This window comes from Mycobacterium sp. 141 (genome assembly GCF_000382405.1).
GTDB lineage: Bacteria > Actinomycetota > Actinomycetes > Mycobacteriales > Mycobacteriaceae > Mycobacterium.
Genome location: NZ_KB908258.1, coordinates 82677 through 101827, shown reverse-complemented (window position 1 = coordinate 101827; position 19151 = coordinate 82677). Strand labels below are relative to the sequence as shown.

At 61.1% G+C, this 19151-nt stretch carries 12 protein-coding genes and 2 pseudogenes; 7 read left to right on the top strand and 7 right to left on the bottom strand.

Going from position 1 to position 19151, the window contains the following annotated elements:
* Positions 1–108: 108 nt before the first annotated feature.
* Genes H276_RS0107730 through H276_RS0107710 form a run of 5 tightly spaced genes read left to right on the top strand, consistent with a single transcriptional unit; the run spans position 109 to position 6077 of the window.
* Positions 109–1350, top strand: a complete 1242-nt coding sequence (locus H276_RS0107730) for a class I SAM-dependent methyltransferase (RefSeq protein WP_019970730.1) — start codon at positions 109–111, stop codon at positions 1348–1350.
* 1 nt (position 1351) lies between these two features.
* Positions 1352–2461 (top strand): NAD-dependent epimerase/dehydratase family protein, encoded by a 1110-nt coding sequence (locus H276_RS0107725; RefSeq protein WP_019970729.1) that lies wholly within the window; start codon positions 1352–1354, stop codon positions 2459–2461.
* Entirely contained in the window at positions 2461–3786 is a 1326-nt protein-coding gene (locus H276_RS0107720; protein ID WP_019970728.1) for a UDP-glucose/GDP-mannose dehydrogenase family protein, read from the top strand. Before H276_RS0107725 ends, H276_RS0107720 begins: the two co-directional genes overlap by 1 nt.
* Complete coding sequence (locus H276_RS0107715; RefSeq protein WP_019970727.1) at positions 3783–5132, top strand: DUF4910 domain-containing protein; 1350 nt, start codon at positions 3783–3785, stop codon at positions 5130–5132. Before H276_RS0107720 ends, H276_RS0107715 begins: the two co-directional genes overlap by 4 nt.
* Before the next feature lie 27 nt (positions 5133–5159).
* Positions 5160–6077: an NAD(P)-dependent oxidoreductase gene (locus tag H276_RS0107710; protein ID WP_019970726.1), complete on the top strand. Its 918-nt coding sequence runs from the start codon at positions 5160–5162 to the stop codon at positions 6075–6077.
* Between the two features lie 140 nt (positions 6078–6217).
* Here the strand turns inward: H276_RS0107710 and H276_RS0107705 are convergent, their stop codons facing one another.
* From H276_RS0107705 to H276_RS25260, 5 genes and pseudogenes are all read right to left on the bottom strand, one after another.
* Positions 6218–7408 carry a glycosyltransferase family 4 protein gene (locus H276_RS0107705; RefSeq protein WP_026356703.1) on the bottom strand — a complete coding sequence of 397 codons (1191 nt, stop codon included), beginning with the start codon at positions 7406–7408 and terminating at the stop codon, positions 6218–6220.
* Positions 7401–8567 carry a glycosyltransferase gene (locus H276_RS0107700; protein ID WP_231376631.1) on the bottom strand — a complete coding sequence of 389 codons (1167 nt, stop codon included), beginning with the start codon at positions 8565–8567 and terminating at the stop codon, positions 7401–7403. Before H276_RS0107700 ends, H276_RS0107705 begins: the two co-directional genes overlap by 8 nt.
* A 98-nt stretch (positions 8568–8665) precedes the next feature.
* Positions 8666–10039 carry a nucleotide sugar dehydrogenase gene (locus H276_RS0107695; RefSeq protein WP_019970723.1) on the bottom strand — a complete coding sequence of 458 codons (1374 nt, stop codon included), beginning with the start codon at positions 10037–10039 and terminating at the stop codon, positions 8666–8668.
* 320 nt (positions 10040–10359) lie between these two features.
* A pseudogene (locus H276_RS22700) lies at positions 10360–10992 on the bottom strand (transposase); the annotation flags it as partial.
* Positions 10993–11286: 294 nt separating this feature from the next.
* Positions 11287–12120: a phenylacetate--CoA ligase family protein gene (locus tag H276_RS25260; RefSeq protein WP_231376630.1), complete on the bottom strand. Its 834-nt coding sequence runs from the start codon at positions 12118–12120 to the stop codon at positions 11287–11289.
* Between the two features lie 624 nt (positions 12121–12744).
* Here H276_RS25260 and H276_RS0107680 point away from each other — a divergent pair.
* On the top strand, positions 12745–14991 hold the full coding sequence (locus H276_RS0107680) for an alginate lyase family protein (RefSeq protein ID WP_155942999.1): 2247 nt from the start codon (positions 12745–12747) through the stop codon (positions 14989–14991).
* Positions 14988–16055, top strand: coding sequence for a glycosyltransferase family 4 protein (locus H276_RS0107675; protein WP_231376629.1), 1068 nt, complete (start codon positions 14988–14990; stop codon positions 16053–16055). The genes H276_RS0107680 and H276_RS0107675 overlap by 4 nt, the downstream gene beginning before the upstream one ends.
* A 673-nt stretch (positions 16056–16728) precedes the next feature.
* Here the strand turns inward: H276_RS0107675 and H276_RS25255 are convergent.
* Together H276_RS25255 and H276_RS25250 are read right to left on the bottom strand one after the other, a co-directional pair.
* Positions 16729–18072, bottom strand: a complete 1344-nt coding sequence (locus H276_RS25255; protein WP_231376635.1) for a glutamate-1-semialdehyde 2,1-aminomutase — start codon at positions 18070–18072, stop codon at positions 16729–16731.
* 54 nt (positions 18073–18126) lie between these two features.
* Positions 18127–19143 (bottom strand): annotated as a pseudogene (locus H276_RS25250) (class I SAM-dependent methyltransferase); the annotation flags it as partial.
* Positions 19144–19151 lie beyond the last annotated feature (8 nt).

The window sequence follows — 19151 nt, the reverse complement described above, 5'->3', positions numbered from 1 at the left end:
AAGACGGTACGCCGTGTGCCGAGCAGAGGATAATCAATGTAGATTCGCTAGCGGAATACCTGTCAACGTGCCCGGTGCGTCGTAGAGATCGAAAGAGCGTTGTTGAACATGACTGAGCAGTCCACGCTGTCGTGCCGGTTCTGCACGCAACCGCTGAACCGGACGTTTGTCGACTTGGGAATGTCGCCATTGTGCCAGTCGCACCTGGGGCCTGATGAACTCGAGCGCGGTGAGGAGTTCTACCCCTTGCACGTCTTCGTGTGTGAGAGCTGCCTGCTGGTCCAACTCCATGAGTACGTCCGACCTGAGGCGATATTCACCGAATACGCGTACTTCTCCTCCTACGTCGACACGCTGCTGCGATACGCCGAGGAATATGTCGAGGAGGTCGTTCCACGGTTTCGGCTGAACTCGCAGAGCACGGTGGTCGAGGTCGCCAGTAACGACGGCTACCTTCTGCAGTACTTCGCGAAAAAGGGCATACCGGTGCTGGGTATCGAGCCCGCCGGCAACGTTGCAGAGGTCGCCGAAAGCAAAGGAATTCCCACTCGAATTCGGTTCTTCGGGGTGCGCGCCGCGCAGGAGTTGGTCGACGAGGGTGTCACAGCTGATCTCCTGTTGGGCAACAACGTGTTGCCGCACGTGCCCGACCTGCATGACTTCGTCGGGGGACTCAAGATCCTGCTCGCGCCGGGCGGCACCGTCACAATCGATTTTCAGCACCTGATGCGGATGGTTGAGGGCAATCAGTTCGACACGATTTATCAGGAACACTTTTCTTACCTGTCGCTCGCCGTGGTCGTCGGACTCTTCACACACCACGGGTTGACGGTCTTCGACGTCGCCGAACTCGGCACCCACGGCGGATCGTTGCGGATCTTCGCTGCCCACGCGGAACGTGATGTTGAGCCGGGGCCGCGCGTGGCCGACGTCTTGGCGGAAGAAGAGCGCCGCGGGATGAACGAATTGGCCTACTACGCGAAATTCGATGAGCGAGTCAAAGAGACCAAGCGCGGTCTCCTCGAATTCCTCATCGCGGCTAAGCGGGACGGCAAGTCGATCGTCGGCTACGGTGCGGCCGGCAAGACCAACACCCTGCTGAACTATTGCGGCATCCGAACGGATTTCATCGATTACACCGTCGATCGCAACCCGTACAAGCAGGGGAAATTCCTGCCTGGTACCCATATCCCGATTCTGTCTCCCGACCGCATTCGGGAAACTAGGCCCGACTATTTGTTCGTAGGTCCATGGAACCTGGCCGACGAAATCATGGAACAGACATCCTATATCCGCGAATGGGGTGGGCAATGGCTGATCCCGATCCCCGAAGTAAGGGTTGTGCGCTGAAATGACCGATACCGCAACGGATATCGTCGAGCAGGACCTTGAGTACATCACCGGTGAACTGCGCGAAGAGTTCGGCCGCATGGGAAACAAGCGTCTACTCATCGTGGGCGGCGCGGGGTTTCTCGGCTACTACCTGGTGCAGGCGGTGCTGCACTGGAATCGCACCGCCGGCAAACTGAACCCGATCCGGCTTACGGTGTACGACAACTATATTCGTGGAATTCCGGAGTGGTTGGCCGCGCTGGATGGCACTGCCCATCTCGAGTTGGTCCGCCACGACATCACCGAGCCGCTACCTGATGACATCGGCGATGTCCAATACATCGTGCACGCGGGTTCTATCGCCTCCCCGATCTTCTATCGTCGTCATCCGATCGAGACAATGGATGCCAACATCGGTGGTCTGCGAAGGCTTCTGGACTATGCGCTGAGGCAACAGTCGTCATCGCATCCAGTGGAGGGGTTCCTGTTCTACTCCAGTAGCGAAATCTACGGTGACCCAACACCAGAGAACATCCCGACGCCCGAAACCTATCGAGGCAATGTGTCGTGCACGGGACCGCGCTCGTGTTACGACGAGTCCAAGCGATTCGGTGAGACCCTCTGTGTGTTCTTCGCCCAGCAGCATGACCTTCCGATCACTGTGGTCAGACCGTTCAACAACTATGGACCGGGTTTGAAAATCACCGACAAACGAGTGTTGCCCGACTTCGCCCGCGACATCCTTTCCGGCCGCGACATCGTGATGAAGTCCACTGGGACCCCGAGCCGGACGTTCTGCTACGTCGCAGACGCAGTCGTCGGTTATTACAAGGTGCTGGTGAAAGGTCGCCCCGGCGAGGCGTACAACATCGGTGTCGAGGCTCCGGAGATCACCATGGCTCAGCTGGCGGAGAAAGTAGTCGCGCTCGGTCATGACTTGTGGGGTTACACGGGCAAGGTGGTGCGCAATATTGACGAGGACTACCTCGCCGACAACCCTGAGCGCCGATGCCCGGTGATCACGAAGGCCAGGACAGAGCTGGGTTATGCACCGAAAATCCTTGTTGACGAGGGGCTTCGACGCTCACTGATTTGGTATGCAGGTAACCGCGACGCCGAGGACGCCTGATGCGCATTGCGATCATTGGAACGGGGTACGTCGGCCTGGTCACAGGGGCGTGTTTGGCCGAGAAGGGCCACGACGTCGTCTGTGTCGACTTGGACCGATCCAAGGTCGACGCAATCAACCGCGGTAAGTCTCCGATCTTCGAACAAGGCCTCGAAGAACTGCTTGTGCGCAATGTCGGGCGCCGTTTGCGGGCTACGACAGATACCCGTGAGGCGGTATTAGGTTCCGAGATCACGTTCATCGCTGTGGGAACCCCGTTCGATGGCACGAGGATCGACTTGACGCACATTGAAGAGTCGGCTCGTGCGATCGGTGCGGCGTTGGGCGACGCCGACGACTACCACGTCGTGGTGGTAAAGAGCACCGTGATTCCGGGTACCACTGATCGCGTTGTGCTCCCGATTCTCGAAGCGGCCTCGGGTAAGCGCGCGCATGTCGATTTCGGCGTTGGAATGAACCCAGAGTTCCTCACCGAGGGGGAGGCCGTCGGGGATTTCATGCGGCCCGATCGAGTCATCTGCGGCGGCATCGATACGCGAACACATGCGGTGCTGGAATCGGTGTACCTGCCGTTCTCGGATGCGCCGTGTGTGCGAACGAACAACAACACCGCGGAGATGGTTAAGTACGCCTCCAACGCGATGCTCGCCACGATGATCTCCTTCTCGAACGAAATATCCAAATTGAGTGCGGCACTTGGTGGTATCGATGTCGTAGAAGTCATGGACGGGGTACACACGAGTCGTTATCTGACCACCGTGCTAGATGACGGTCGGCGGGTGGTTCCGCCTATCGCATCGTTCCTGATGGCAGGCTGCGGCTTCGGAGGAAGCTGTCTGCCCAAGGATGTCAACGCACTTATCGCACGAGGCGGGGATGCCGGAATTCCGATGCCGTTGCTGCAGTCGGTAATCGACGTCAACGAGCGGCAGCCTAATGAGATGTTCCGGCTGTTGGCCAAACATTTCGCCAGTCTCGAGGGGGTACAGGTCGCGGTCCTCGGTTTGTCGTTTCGGCCCGACACCAACGATACTCGGGAGTCACCCGCTATCCCGATCGTGCATGGTTTGCGAAAGCGGGGTGCCATCGTGTCTGTGTATGACCCGGTAGCCGACGGCAGCCGAATCTTCGACGACGTCCGTATCTGCGACTCACTGGTGAGCGCTGTGGCGGAGGCCGAGGCTGTCCTGGTCGTCACACGATGGACCGAGTTCGAACATCTGCCGGCCGTGTTGGCTGCAACAGGGAACAACCCGGTCGTCGTAGATGGCCGGCGCATGTTGGACAAATCGGCCTTCGATCGTTACGAAGGAATCGGGCTGTGACGGAAGATGCTCTGCCTGAACAGTTTCCGACACTCAATTTGAGCAACCTCCGGGAATCGCTTGGCGTAGACGAGCCGGGTACGGACATGTACGAATTGTGCGTGTCTCTGTACCCCATCTGCCGCAGCATTACCGGTGACGGTGTCCGCCAGACACTTGCATTCATCGGGACAGATCTGCCGCTCGCGGTACATGAGGTGCCAACCGGAACCCCCGTGCTCGACTGGACGGTGCCGCGGGAATGGAATATCCGTGATGCGTTCGTGAAGAACGCGGCGGGTGAACGCGTGATCGACTTCGCCGACAGCAACCTGCACGTGGTCGGCTACAGCGTGCCAGTGCACGGCAGGGCAACCCTGTCGGAGTTGAAGGCGCATCTGTATTCGCTGCCCGACCGTCCCGAGTGGATTCCGTACCGCAGCTCGTTCTACGCGGAAAATTGGGGATTCTGCCTGAGCGACGCGAAGTTGAACGAACTTCCTGACGGTGAGTACGAGTATTGCATCGACTCCACACTCTCGAACGGTTCACTGACATATGCCGAGCTGACCCTGCCCGGCACCAGCACCGATGAGATCCTGATCAGCTGCCACATCTGTCACCCATCGTTGTGCAACGACAACCTGGCGGGTATCGCGGTTGCCAAATATCTGGCGCGCTACTTGGCAGTCGTTCCCCACCGGTACACCTACCGTTTTCTGTTCATACCGGTGACCATCGGTGCGATCACGTGGCTGGCTCGCAACGAGAGCGACCTCGACCGTATCCAGCACGGTTTGGTGCTGAGTCTGCTCGGCGATCGTGGTCATATCACCTATAAGCGCAGTCAACGGGAGTCCGCCGTTGTCGACAGGGCGGCGGAGCATGTCCTGGCTCATTCCGGCGCGCCCTTCGACATCGTCGATTTCAGCCCATACGGCTACGACGAAAGGCAGTTTTGCTCACCGGGATTCGATCTCCCGGTCGGTTGTCTGATGCGCACACCCCACGGTGAGTACCCGGAATACCACACATCGGGGGACAACCTCGATTTCATCGACGCCGCCTCGCTTGAGGGCTCGTTGGACACTGGCCTGAAGATTCTGGAAGTACTCGAGAAGAACGCTGTTTACCGCAATCTCAAACCCAAGGGAGAACCGCAGCTAGGTCGCCGGGGTATCTATCGCGCTATGGCGGATCGAACTGACGGCGGGTTTGACGAGATGGCATTACTCTGGGTGCTCAACCAGAGCGACGGCACGCGTTCACTACTCGACATTGCCGAGCGGTCGTCCCTGTCTTTCGCAGTTTTGCATCGCGCGGCCACAGCGCTCCTTGAGCACGACCTCGTCGAGAAGGTGGGCTGACAGAGTGGCTCGGCTGGATAGCTACTCGTGACTGCGATCACCCTGGGTACCCGCGTATTGGTGACAGGTGCTTCGGGTTTCATCGGATCGAGACTGCTCGACGAGCTGGTTGTACGAGGAGCGCAAGTCAGCGGTGTCTCTCGGCGCGCTCGACCGGATACCGACGAAATATCGTGGAGGAAAGTCGATCTCAGCGATGCAGACGCCGTCGATGCGCTCTTTGCGGAGATCAATCCGCACCTGGTGTTCCATCTCTCGAGTTGGGTGTCGGGTCGGCAAAATCTCCACAACGTGCGCACGGCATTCACCGGTAACGTTGCGTCGGCCGTGAACGTGTTGGCGGCCGCCACCGCGTCGGGGTGCCAACGTGTGGTACTTGCGGGATCGATCGAGGAGCCACGCCGCGACGACGGGGACGTTCCATCGTCGCCCTACGCCGTGTCAAAGTCGGCTCAGACGCTCTATGCTCGATTTTTTCGGGCCGTGTACCAAACCCCGGTCGTGGTGGCACGTATTTCCATGGTGTACGGGCCCGGTCAGCGTGAAACGGCCAAGGTGGTGCCCTACTCGATTTTGTCCGGCCTCAATGGACGTGCGGCCGAGCTGGCCGGAGGAGCTCGCCCAATCGACTGGATATACATCGACGATGTGGTTCGAGGCCTGATCACCCTCGGCGAAGTGTCGGGCGTCGAAGGCCGAACACTGGATGTTGGTTCTGGACATACAACCACCGTCGAAGAGATGGTCACCCGTATTGCGACGAAGCTGGACGCGCCGGCTCCAGTAATTGGCACACGTCCGGATCGGACCATGGAGATTGCCCGGTGCGCTGATCCGACGGAAACCTACGTGTGCACCGGGTTCCGGCCACAGGTTGGCCTCGACACCGGTCTCGACGCCACGATTGAATGGTTTCGTACCGAGCATGCGGCCGGTAGGTTCTGACGTGCGGCGGGGGCATACTGAAAGTTACTTGCGGCAAGCGAACTCGATAGCCCAATCCTCGGCTGGCCTGCGTGAGGTTGGCGGCTATCTCAAGAGGTCCGTGCTGCGCTGACGCGGGCCCGCTGGCGAGATCTGCCCGGTCAGTGGTCGCACACGGTCATATACAGGTCGATCAGGTGTTGTTGCGAGACGCTCCAGGACAAGTCGCGCTCCACCCGTGCACGTCCTAACTCGCCCAGCTTCCTTCGGCGGTCCGGGTCCGCGAGGAGCTCATCGATCGCTTCTGCAAAACCGGATTCGTCATTGGCAGGGACGTAGACGGCTGCGTCGCCCGCAGACACTCGCGCTTCGGTGAGCTCGAAGGAGACGATGGGGCGTCCCATCGCCATGTACTCGATGACCTTGTTCATGGTCGAAACGTCGTTGAGCGGATTGAACGGATCAGGGGACAGACAGACGTCGGCTGTCGACAGACACCGCTGGACGAACTCGTCGGACACCCGACCGGTGAATTCGACGACATCGGCGATCCCGAGTTCTTCGGACAACGCCACCATGGAGTCGAACGCGTCACCCGCCCCCATGAACACGCAGTGAAAATCTGTGCGTCCGATACGATCGCGCAGAATTTGAATGGCACGCAGGGCGTAGTCAACGCCGTCCTGAGGGCCCATCACACCCAGGTAGGCCAGTAAGTGTTGTTTGCCCCGACGGAGACCATCGTCAGGCTCGCGTGGGTAGAACCGGTCCAAGTCGGGGGCGCTGCGTACCACGACGACACGGTCCGGATCCATGCCACCGCGTTCAATGGCTACTCGCCGATAACTCTCATTGGTGGAAATGACGTAATCTGCGGCGGCGAAGGTGAGTCGTTCCACAAACTTGGTGACTGTCAGCAGCGCGCGCCCGTGGCCAGTGAAACGTGACATGAAAAGCTCCGGGACCAGATCGTGGTGGTCAAACACGAACCGGGCACCCCACGGCCGCAATACCAACGCGATAAGGAACAGGAGATCAGGTGGGTTGCAGGCGTGTACGACGTCGACAGGTTGCGCGCGCCGCACCCGGATTGCCAAACGCAGTGTGTGCCACATCGCCAGCGAGTACTCGCGTAGATACCCCAGCGGACCACCCGCTGCCGGCCGAAGCGGGTAGCGAAGGATCCTGACCCCGTCGATGACTGCCTCGGGCTCGGTGTCCTGCTTGCTGCCTGCGGGACATATCACGGTGACCGCAAACCCCGCATCCACTAGCGCTCGGCTTTCTTGCCAGACACGCCGATCGAATGGCACTGAGAGGTTCTCGACCAGAATCAGGATGTGTTTATTCACGGTAGTACTCTATTTTGGTCAGTGATTCGAGTTCGCGCTCGGTGGCTGACACGCTTGCGCTAAGGCTGAATTCCCGTTCGACCCTTACCCGTGCGGCTCGTCCCATTGCCGTGGCCAGTGAATCGTCGGTGAGAATCCGCAGCAATCCATCGGCCATTGCTCGCGGATCGTGGGGCGGTACAAGGAAGCCGGTGGTTCCGGCATCGATCATTTCCGGTACTCCACCGACAGCTGTGCATACCGCTGGCCGACCTGCGGCCATTGCCTCCAGCAGGGCCATCGGGAAGCATTCGATGCTGTAGGAACTCAGTGCGAAGACGTCGACGGTTTGCAAGATCGCGGGGATGTCCGATCGAGCCCCGGCCATGACCACCCTGTCGCCGAGATTGAGTTCTGCAGTGAGCTGTTCGATTCGTGAACGCATCTCTCCGTCACCGACGATGAGTAATTTTGTGGCGGGTACCGCGTCTACGACCATTCGTGCGGCACGCAGCAGCATCTCGTGGTCTTTTTCCGGGCGCAGCGCCGCGACGATCGCGACAACCTTGTCGGTCGGGGCGATACCGAACTCGGTCGCTGCGGTGGCCCCGGCGGATCGGTCTGTCTCGAAGTTGTCCAGATCGACACCGTTGTAAATGATGCGAACCTTATCGGCCGGATACCCGAGCTCTTCGACTATGTACGACGTCTGCGCTTGTGCCACACCGAAATATGCACTGGTGACGTGGTCAAGCAAACGGTCAGCGAGTCTGCGGATGGTGCTCCTGCGGGTGATGTCGCCGTAGTTGTGGATCCAGACCACATTGTGCGGTACCCGGGTGAGCGCTGCCGCGATCCTGCCGAGCGTCTCGGCATTGTAGCCCCGGGTGATCACCACATCGGGTCGAAAATCACGCATGTGCTGGACCAGATCGAGGATCGCGCGGATCGCCTGTCGCTTACGATGATTCAGCGCTGTGGCGGGTGTGGTGGTGCCCTCGAGGTCGGTGAAGAGTGTTCCCCTCTCACCGAGACAGATCACCGAGGTGCTGAACCTATCGGGGTTGAGCTTCGGCATCAGAGTGGTGACATGCCGTTCTGCCCCACCGATATTGAGATCGGGCACGACGTACATCACCCGGATACGCCGTGTGGATACGGCTTGGTGATCAGCCGTCACCTGCGTTCCCGAGCGTCGGAGGAGGCAGTCAGTGTGGTGATCGAGGCGGTCTGGCCCGTCAGGCAGTTGGGCCATTGATCAATCGGCACGGAGTGTTCCTACCAACCGATGCCGATGTACCCCGGCTTCGCCCGACGGGTCTCTGCATCTGGAAGACGTACCAGGTCAATTACCACCCGGTCGCCATCGAGGGCATCGATAGCCTCCCCGAGGCCTGGTTCGGTCGCGCCGACCACCAGCAATTCCCCGTGGTCGAGCGCCTGTGAAAGATCAGCGGTAACCAGCTGCCCGACGTGTGGCAAGTGTGTGTCGAGATATTCGCGGTTGGCGCCGATGAGTTGGGACAGTGCGACGTTGGCGTCGTATACCTTCACGTCGTAACCCTTGCCGATCAGGCGTTCGGCAAGCTCCACCATCGGACTTTCCCGAAGATCGTCAGTGCCTGACTTGAAGGCCAATCCCAGGATGGTGACTTTACGCCGGCCCAATTCGATGATCTTGTCGACAGTCCGGCGCAACTGGGCTTCGTTGGATACAAGCACATTAGACAGGACCGGCAACTCCAGGTCGTTCTGTCGGGCGGTGTGGGTCAGCGCTCGTACGTCCTTGGGCAGGCATGATCCGCCGAACGCGAAGCCGGGCCGGAGGTACGCCGGGCTGATGTTGAGCTTGGTGTCGCTCAAGAAGATGTCCATGACGGTGTGAGAGTCCAGGCCCAGACGTGCGCACAGCGCTCCGATCTCGTTGCCGAAGGTGACTTTGAGGGCATGAAAACTGTTGTCGACGTATTTCGTCATCTCTGCGACTGAGATGGGGACGCGGAACCGGGGCCCGGGGAGTCCGTCGTAGAGGTCCATGACCTCCGAGCCGCTGCGTGCGTCACTTTCACCGACCACGGTCTTGGGCGGATTCTCGAAATCCGTCACGCTTGTGCCTTCTCGTAGGAATTCGGGATTGACACATACACCGAAATCGACGCCGACTCGCTTGCCGGAAGTGCGTTCCAAGATCGGTATCAACAGCTGCTCGCAGGTTCCTGGCACCATCGTGCTGCGGAAGACGATGACGTGCCAGCCGTCCTTGTGCATCAGCGCCGTGCCGATCTCCTCGCTGACATTTTCGAGGAATCGAGTCAGCAGTCCGCCGGAGGCGGCCGACGGTGTTCCCACGCACACGATGGAGATATCCGAAACAGACACTGCTTGAGCAGCATCGGTGGTGACCGTGAGCCGACCCGCCTGGACCACATCGGCCACCAATTCGCCGATGCGATCTTCCACTACCGGGGACTTACCGTCGCGGAGGAAGTCCAGTTTTGTGTGACTCACATCGACACCGACGACGGTGTGTCCTCGCGCGGCCAAACAGGCTGCCGATACGCAACCCACGTATCCGAGGCCGAACACGCTGATCGACTGTTTGGTAGCTACACCGTCGGCCAGGCCGCGAGCGGTATGGGCAGCTTTCAACATTCCGTCAGTTTAGCAAATTTTTCTATGGTCGCGATAATTCCATCGATGGTCGATGCCGTGGCATGCAACCCATGGCCTCCGCCTGGTGATGGCGGGTGTTAGTCCCAGCGTAGAGCTGCTGTTGAGCACATATTTCTTCCGCAGGTCTGGTGAGCCAAGTCGGAGCGCTTCTATCTTGTCATTCGCTGTGAGAACTTCAAGCAAATGTAGATCGATGCCCTCGTGAGGTCGCTGAGGATCTCCTGGCGGTGACGACGTTGGTAAAGAGCGCGCTGTCGCCAAATCGGGTACTGGGAGCCTGACCGAATATTTGCTTGCGCTCAGTGGGGCACGAGTGCGGTGCGGTGCGGGGCTGTTGATGGTTCGGCCGGGGTGATGGCGACGGGTCGTTCGAGCAGTTTGCCTTTGTAGAAGGTGTCACCCTCTCGGACGAGGGCGACCAGGTGTGAGGCGTTGACGACGCGCCAGCGGGCTTGTGCAGCGTCGATGAGTTTGTAGGCCATGGCAATCCCCGCCGCGTGGGCGCCGGGCCTCTTGGTGACCTTGGTTCTCAAACATTCTGTGGCAAAGGTGCTTTCGATCAGGTTCGTGATGCGCAGGTGCGCCCAGTGCTCGGCGGGGTAGCGGTAGAACTCCAGGAGCACATCGGCGTCATCAACGATCTTGGCGACCACTTTGGGGTGAGTTTTGTCGATATCTTCGGCGTGACGATTTCCCGCATCGCCGCGATCGCTCCCGGATGCGCCAACTTCGGCAGTGCGGCAAGGACATTGGCCGTTTATGAAACCAGCACCGCCGCTCCCGAGTCTGCGGGAACGTCTCCCCGACCACTTTCCAGAACCCAATGCCCTGTCCCCGGCGGCCAGCGCCGGTGCGGTCATCCCTCGGCGCCGGCATGACCGCAGCAGATCGGCCGAATCGTCGATCTGCCACAGCCGATAACTGTTGCGCCACCAGCGTTCACTACCGGGCTGCAGCAGTGAATCCAAAACATTGGTACAGGCCAGCAGTCTCATCCGGGGGGCGCGTGCGCAGCTCGTCAAGGAATGCACGCGGTTTGCGGTTCGCCCATTCGTTTGTTGGTCACCACAACGTCGTAGCGACAGACCTTGGGAACGTCAGATCGGAATCCGGGAACGCTCGCGGCGCATTCGCCGACATCCTGTCCCCGAGCCGATCGCCACCGCTGCGAAAAGCGAAAGACTGCGCGTAACACATTGTCGTCGCGTCAGCATTGGATCTCGACCTCACGCATGGCGCCGGACTCCTGTGCCCACGCCTTCGACAACCGCGCTCTTGAGCTTGCCACTCCTGGACCTCGGCAAATTGGCCATGGTCACAAAGCTCACCTCTTGTCCGGGTCCGAAGACATGGTCGATGTTTGCGCGTACCGCACGCTCACAAGCTGCGACATCGAATCCCGGCCCAGGAGCTACCCTGACCTCGAACCGCCCCTGCCCCAACTGCGCGACCTGCGCCTCACGCGCTCCCACGAGTTGATCGACAATGAGCGATGGCAGTGGAATCGGCCGCCCGTCCGCCGCGGTGAAGTTGTCCTCGACGCGACCATCGACTCGTTCAATCAGCGGGAACGGCCGCTTGCATGGGCATTCCACGTTTGGCATTGGACGGACTTCATCGCCGGTGCGATAACGGAGCAGCGGGAACCCCCAGTTGTGCAGCGGAGTGCCGACAAGCTCCCACCGTGTTTCTGAGTTGTCTATCGGTAACATCTCGACAATTCCGTAGTCAGGAAAGATGTGGTAGCCGCCGAACTCACAGCTGCCGGCCATCATGACCCGCTCGGTCTGGCCGTAGTGATCAACGACGGGCGCGGCGAACGCCTTCTCGATCAACTCAACCCGACCCGGAGTCATCGTCTCCGAAGAAGTGATCACCGCTCGTACTGGCAAAGTCTGGCCGCGCGCAGTCAGCAGATCGGCAAGCAGCGCGATGCTCGATGGCCAGCCCTCCACCGCATCGGGCTCGAATGTACGGATCCGGTCGACGATCTCATCGACGTTGCCGGGAATCAGATGGAAACTGGAGACCAGCAGCTGACCTGCGCCGGGCACCGCCATGGTCGGCGGTCCGGACGGCCCGGCAAACTCGGCACCTCGCAGGATTACCCGGCGTGACCGGGGCGGCAAGCCGAACCAACCCCACTGCCGCTCGAGGGCGCAGAGTTCGAACACGCTTGAGCCGGGAGTGCGATAGGCGGTGATAGGTGCTCCCGACGTTCCACTCGACGATGCCGGCCAAACCATTCGACGGGGATAGGTGCGGAAGTCTTCAGGGCGTTGGGCTAGATGTGAACGGGTAAGAAGCGGCAGCTGAGCGAGGTCGGCAAGAGTGCGAATCGAACGCGGGTCGACACCCGATTGCCGGAAATACTCACGATAGAACGGCGAACGAGCAGCAGCCACTCGAACCAGAAGACGCAGGCGCCGCTCCTGCCAGCGAACGATCTCTTCGGGATCGACACGTTCGAGTCGGGCAAGCTGGCGACGCATGCCGATCCGGAACGGGTGCGTGTTGCGAATCAGGTGTTCGAAACTCCGCGATCTCACTGGCGCCATCTGTCAGGTGCCTTATCTGGTCGTAGTTCTAGCAATTGATCTAGTCAATCAGATCAAAGAAGAATCGTTGTCTCTAGCCTAGTCAGGGTACCATCAGGTCGTCTAACGGGAGTAACTTAGGATGTGATGGCAAATATCTTGTGGTATGCCAAACGGCTACGTTCGATGGGTGGCGCAGAGGTTGCGTGGCGGGTGAACCGGGCTATAGACGCCCGCTATCATGCCCTGACGCAAAATGTGCAGCGACGTGAGAATGCCTGGCAGGCAACGCTGGACTGGTCCCGTGCCCTGGACCAATTCCGGCGGTGCACCGACCGTCCGGTCCTACTCGATCGGCAGCACGCGGCGCGGGTCAGCCAAGCTCAGCCCGAGGTCCGCGGCGACGTGATCGATGCAGCCGAGCGCTCCGTCCAGCGACGATTCAGCTTCTTCGGCTATCCCGAAGTGATGCTGAGTGAGCCCATCGACTGGAACACCGACCCGATCAGCGGGGCTCGGTGGCCGTCTATTCGGGCATCGCGGATCGACTACCGCACCTACGCCGGGGATGTGAAGTGGATCTGGGAATTAAACCGACTTCAGCACCTACCGTGGCTGGCCCAGGCGTGGCTGCTGACCGGCGACGACAGGTTCAGCCGGGCCGCGTTCACCCAGCTGGACTCATGGCTTGAGCAAAACCCTCCCGGGATAGGAATCGCCTGGCGCAACCCGTTCGAGGTGGGCATCCGGGCCATCTCGATCGCGTTGGCGCTCCAGGGTTTCCGCGATAGCGATGAGCTCACCGTCGAGAGATACCGCAGCATCGTCAGCATCCTGGCCGATGGCGCACAACGCTGCTGGAACGATCGCTCCCGCTTCAGTTCGGCGAACAATCACCTCGTCGGCGAACTCGCGGGGTTGGCTGTTGTGGCGATGCTGTTTCCTGAACTGCCCGGCGCCCGTCAGTGGGAACAGCAGGCCATGTCGGCGCTGTCGGTCGAGGCCGGCCTGCAGATCCTCCCCGACGGAGTCGGCGCCGAACAAGCCGTCGGCTATCAGATCTTCACCGCCGAATTGCTAATGATCGTCGCGGCCTTACTCTGCCAACGCGACGGCCGAGCCCCAGCAGCGCTGTTGTCCGCCCTGCAGCGCAGCGCCGACTACCTCGCAGTGCTGGTCAACGCGGCAGATCCCGATCCGCGCTACGGCGACGACGACGAGGGTTTCGCTCTCAGGCTCGGTCCCGAACCCGTGCGCACCGTCCGCGACCATCTGGGCGCGGTCGCTGTATTGACCGGATCTGATGCGGCCCGGCAGTACGGAAATCGAACCTGGACAGCTGAATGGCTGGACACAATCAGGCCTACGACGTGGTCGCCACCAGAGTGCAACTCGAGTCTGGAAACCGTCGGTCAACATCACTACGCACCCGACGGCGGCCTGGTGGTGTTGCGGCGTGACGACCGGCGGGTGTTGATGGACGTCGGACCGTTGGGCTACCTGTCCATCGCCGCGCACGGACACGCTGATGCGTTGTCAGTCACGGTGAGCCTCGACGGCCAAGACATCATCGGCGATCCGGGTGCGGCCAGCTACTACGGGCATCCCGATTGGCGGCGAGCGCATCGGAGCACCCGAGTACATGCCACCGTCGAGGTCGACGGCGTCGACCAAGCGGTCGCCGGCGGCGCGTTCTTGTGGAGCCGACACACCCACACCCGGATCCGGACCGTCGACCTCGACAGAGGCGTGGTCGACGCGGAACATTTCGGCTATGACCGGTTACCCAACCCGGTCACGCATCGTCGATGGCTCGTCGCTCCATCTGATAGCGATGACATCGTCGTCGTAGATCTGATCTCCGGCCGTGGGCGCCACCTGGTGCGGACATCATGGCCGGTGCACCCTGCGCTTACGGTGGTTCCCGATACGACGGGCCATCTGATCCACGGCGAGCAGGGGCCGCTCGCACGAATCGAATCAGCCGGCACGGTCAAACTCACCGCGGAACAGGTGCGCGCTGACGAGTCCAACCACCTGGGCTGGTGGTCGGATCGCTTGGAGTCACGTCGCCCCGCGTTCCTGGTCGGCCACTCGCATGCGGGCGAACTACCAGTCGTGATCGCCACTGTCATCCGACGGGCGGCCGACGGCCCAGCCGATATCCAAGCGCGACATCGCGGGGCCGCGATCGACGTCGAATGGCGCACCTCCGGTGGAGAACGCCGGTTGTCGATCAACACCACACTGCCTGGGGCCGTAACTCTAACCGCACCGACACCAAGAGCGGCTTTGTGCGTCATCGCTCAAGCCAGCCGCCGCACGGTGGCGCCCGGCATCGAGTCAGGCACCACGCCGCTCAGCGTGTCTCCCTCGGCGAGCAGTCCGCAATGACTGGGCCTGTCGTGTGGGTGTCCACCAGCATGGAAACCAAGGGCGGTGTCGCCAGTTTCGTCCGAGGAATGTCGACAACGCCATTGTGGCAGCGATGGAATATCCAGCACGTGGTAACCCATCGTGATGGCAGTGTCGCGGTCAAGGTCGGCCAGTTCGCTACCAGCGCAGTGGTTTTCCTGGGACTGTTGATCCGAAACCGACCCGCCGTGGTGCACCTGCATGTGGCTTCCAACGGAAGCTTCTATCGCAAAGCACTGCTCGCTGGTCTCGCTTCGCTGGCCCGCGTGCCGATCGTCACGCACGTACATGGTGCAGCCTTCCACGACTTCTACGCCGATTCTCCGGTGATTACGCGGGCGGCGGTGCGTTGGCTGCTGGGAAACTCCGCCGTGGTGGTCGCACTGGGTGAGACCTGGGCACATCGGCTGCGTGCGATGCAGCCGAGCGCCCGCATCCTGGTTGTCCCGAATACTGCCCGCCCGGAGCAGCCCGTCGGACAACCGGGCCTCGACGAATCGGTGCATGTCCTCTTCGCCGGCCGAATCGCCACCGATAAAGGCGTTTTCGACCTCGTGCACGCATGGCAGAAGGTGCTAGCGAATTGCACCGGCCATCCGACACCCAGGTTGAGCCTGATCGGCGATGGTGATCTGGGGGAGTGCCATCGCCTGGTGGACACCCTCGGTCTCTCCGGCACCATTGATGTCGCGGGCTGGGTCAGCCCAGACGCTGTCCCCGACCTGATGCGGTCAGCCCACGTGCTGGTGCTGCCGTCATACATGGAGGGGCAACCGATGGCCATTCTGGAGGCGATGGCGAAGGGCCTGTGCGTGGTCGCGTCCAACGCCGGAGGCATCCCGGACCTCGTTGACGACCGATGTGCGGTACTGATGTCGCCGGGAGACATCGATGGCCTGGCGAACTCACTGGTGGACGTCATCACAGACCCGCAGCTGCGGGTTCGACTTGGCCGTGCGGCGCTCGACCGTATCCACCGCGAGTTCGATATCGACGTTGTCTGGCGCAGGTTCGATGACCTCTATCGTGAGATAACTCGGTGAGATCCGAACGATGCATCGACTGAGATAGACTTGAATTCGATTGCCACGCCCGATGATTGAATTCCTGTGCGGGAGGGAATCGGGGTCCCGCGCGACTGGAGCAGTGTCGCGATCAACGTAATGAGTTCGGTGGTGAACATTTGATACGAGACCGACTGTTCGCCATCCGCTCTGTCTGGCAGGATCTGCCGCGTTGTGGTGAGACCCGGTGCAGTGCAAAGCCTCTGCAGTGCAACCCCGAGAGAGATGGCACGTATCGCGACTTCAAAGGCACGCCGCCAGGCGATACGACGCCGGATGGGTTCTGCACGATCCAGGAATCGAACTGGTCGAGTGCGACGTTGGCGTAGCGTTCGTCGCCGGTGAACAGCCACGCCTCCGCGCCGGAGCCGCCAGGCGATTTCGCCGGGCTCACCTCACCAGCAACGTTACTTTACGTTACAGTCAGTATGAAACGGGGCTTTGTAGTGCCGGGACAGCAGCGACAACGATTCGCCAACGGCGATGACACTTTCCACGTTCGGACCCTCATTCCCGGTGAGTCGTCCGTCTACTACAAGGAGGGTCTTTACCAGGCCCCGACAAGAACGAGCGACATCGTGTATCACTCCGGATTCCGTTGTGGCACCGACGAATCAGATCTCTGAGCAGTGGATGAACGTGACCGCTGTGTTCAAAGTCTGCGGGGGTTGGCCCGGAGTCTGATCGCTGGGGCGACGGGCCGACCAGACAGTAATCCCTCGACTGAACCGGCATCGAGTGCACGCCGATAGATCTGCAGCGCACCATGCGCCGCAGCCACGGTCTCGCTGATATCCCGATCGGTGTGGGCGGCGGAGACGACGAACGATTGGCCGAGTACCCCGCGCTGCAGCATTTCTTGCAGAAACAGAGTCCGGAACGCTTGTGACGGTGTGCCATCGGTACCTCGGGTGACAAAAATCAGGCAGGATGGCCGACCCTGCGCGTAGACGAAGTCGGCGATCCCATACTCGGCGGCGGCGTTGTTGAACCCCGCTGCCAGCTGCGCTCCGATAGCTTCCATCCGGCCGATGGGATCGTCCTGGCGGTAGGCCCGCACCACGGCACGAAAAGCGGCCAGCCCCGTTGTCTCTGGTCCGTGCGTGGTGGATAACAAGAACACACGATCGCGGTCGGTGTTCAGGCCGCCAAGTTCCATCAGCTCCCGCCGACCCGCCAAAGCCGATATCGCGAATCCGTTACCCATTGCCTTGCCCCAGCAGGACAGGTCGGGAGTGACGTTGTAGACACTCTGAGCGCCACCGGTGGACCACCGGAATCCGGTGATCATCTCATCGAAGATCAGAACCGTTCCGTTAGCGTCGCACAGCGACCGCACCCCCTCGAGGAACCCTGGTTCCGGTTCCGCCAGGGCGGTGGCGGCCTCCATGATCACGGCGGCAATCGCGTCGGGGTTGGTGTCGAAGCATCGCTGCAACGATGAGAGATTGTTGTACTCGAATTGCACTGTGTGCTGACTGATGTCTGGTATGCCACTGGACATAGCCGTTGTACCGATGAACCAGTCATCGACTGAGAAAAACGGCTGTTTACAGAGCGCAAGCGTGCGTCGTCCAGTCGCAGCTCGGGCAAGCCGGATAGCAGCAGTGGTGACGTCGGATCCGTTCTTGGCGAACTTGACCATATCTGCGCCCGGCACAAGCTCGATGAAGTCCTGTGCCGCCAGCAGTTCGAGCTCAGTTGGACGGGTGAAGCTCATGCCATCGAGCGCGGCCGCGTAGGCAGCATCGACGACCGGCCGGTAGCCGTGCCCGAGCACGACGGAGCGCAAACCCATGCCGTACTCGACGAATTCATTTCCGTCGACGTCCCAAACCCGGGCGCCATGACCACGGCGAAGAACCGGCGCCAGTCCCTCGGGGTACTGATCTGAACCGCGGGCGTATGTGTGTGCCCCTCCGGGGATGAGTTCGTGAAGCCGGGATTGGAGCCGTTGCGATCCCGTGAACGTCCGCGCTCGGTGGGGTGAGGGCAACTCGGCCACCCACCGGCCGTCCAATTCAGGAAAGCGGCGACTGACTTCGGGCAGCAGGTCGGGCACCGTGAGCATCACCAAATCTGGCTGTGCTGCAACGAGTTCGGATGGAGAGATGATGGGAATATCGGTGCCCGGCATTCGACGGCCCTGCTTTTCCGGCGATGCGTCAGCAACGGCCGTCAACAGGCTGGAATCCAGCCGAGCCCGGCTCAGCAGGGCCACGGCGCGGGATGCGGCGCCGTAGCCGAAGACTTTCCGGCTGCCCGCCTGGCTTCGCAGCCAGTCGCGCAGCTCGGTTGCGTCCCGGTCGGCAGCGTCCTGCAGGGAGCGGAAGGCCGTAGCGGTCGTGATGGCTTTCGCGTGCTCCCGCTCGAGAATGGCCCGAACCGACGCGTCTTGCGGAGTGGGGTCATCGCCGGGAATCGCTGCGATCAATACTGTTCCGCCGTACAGGTCGAATTCCCATGCCTTGGCGACACCCAGCCCCACGCGACGCAGCAGATACCGTAGCGCTGTCAGTGAGTAGTACGCGAAATGCCCGTGCCGCAATGCATTCCATTGACCGTGCTCGACAATTGTGAGGATCGAGTGGTACTGCAACAGCAACACGCCATCGGGATTCAGACACCGTGCGCGCTGGTGGAACGCAGCGGCCTGGTCGGGTGCGTGCATGAGTCCGAAGCTGTCCAACACCAGGTCGGCGCGTTGGTCTCCCAGGGAGAATCCTCGTGCGGTGAGCAGCGGCAGCCAACTGCCCCCGTGCGGACTGCCGAACTCGAGTGCGGTCGTTCCGTGCAGCCAGCCGGTATCTTCGACCAGCTCGACCGCGGCGGCGGCCTGATCTCTCAGTGCCTGTGGCTCTATCCCTCGCGGTTCCTGCACAATGGTGTCGTCGTCGGCAAGCTGTGCGAGACCGCACCTTTCGCACAGGACCATCACCAGAGGGTGCGTCGATTCAGCGGGTAGTAGCGGCGTGTCCACCGGCGGGAAATAGTCTGCCGCCGGGACCGTCCCGAGGTCGAGGATGCGGTGCAACTCGGCATTGTTGCACCCACGGCAACGCCTCATGTCAGGGT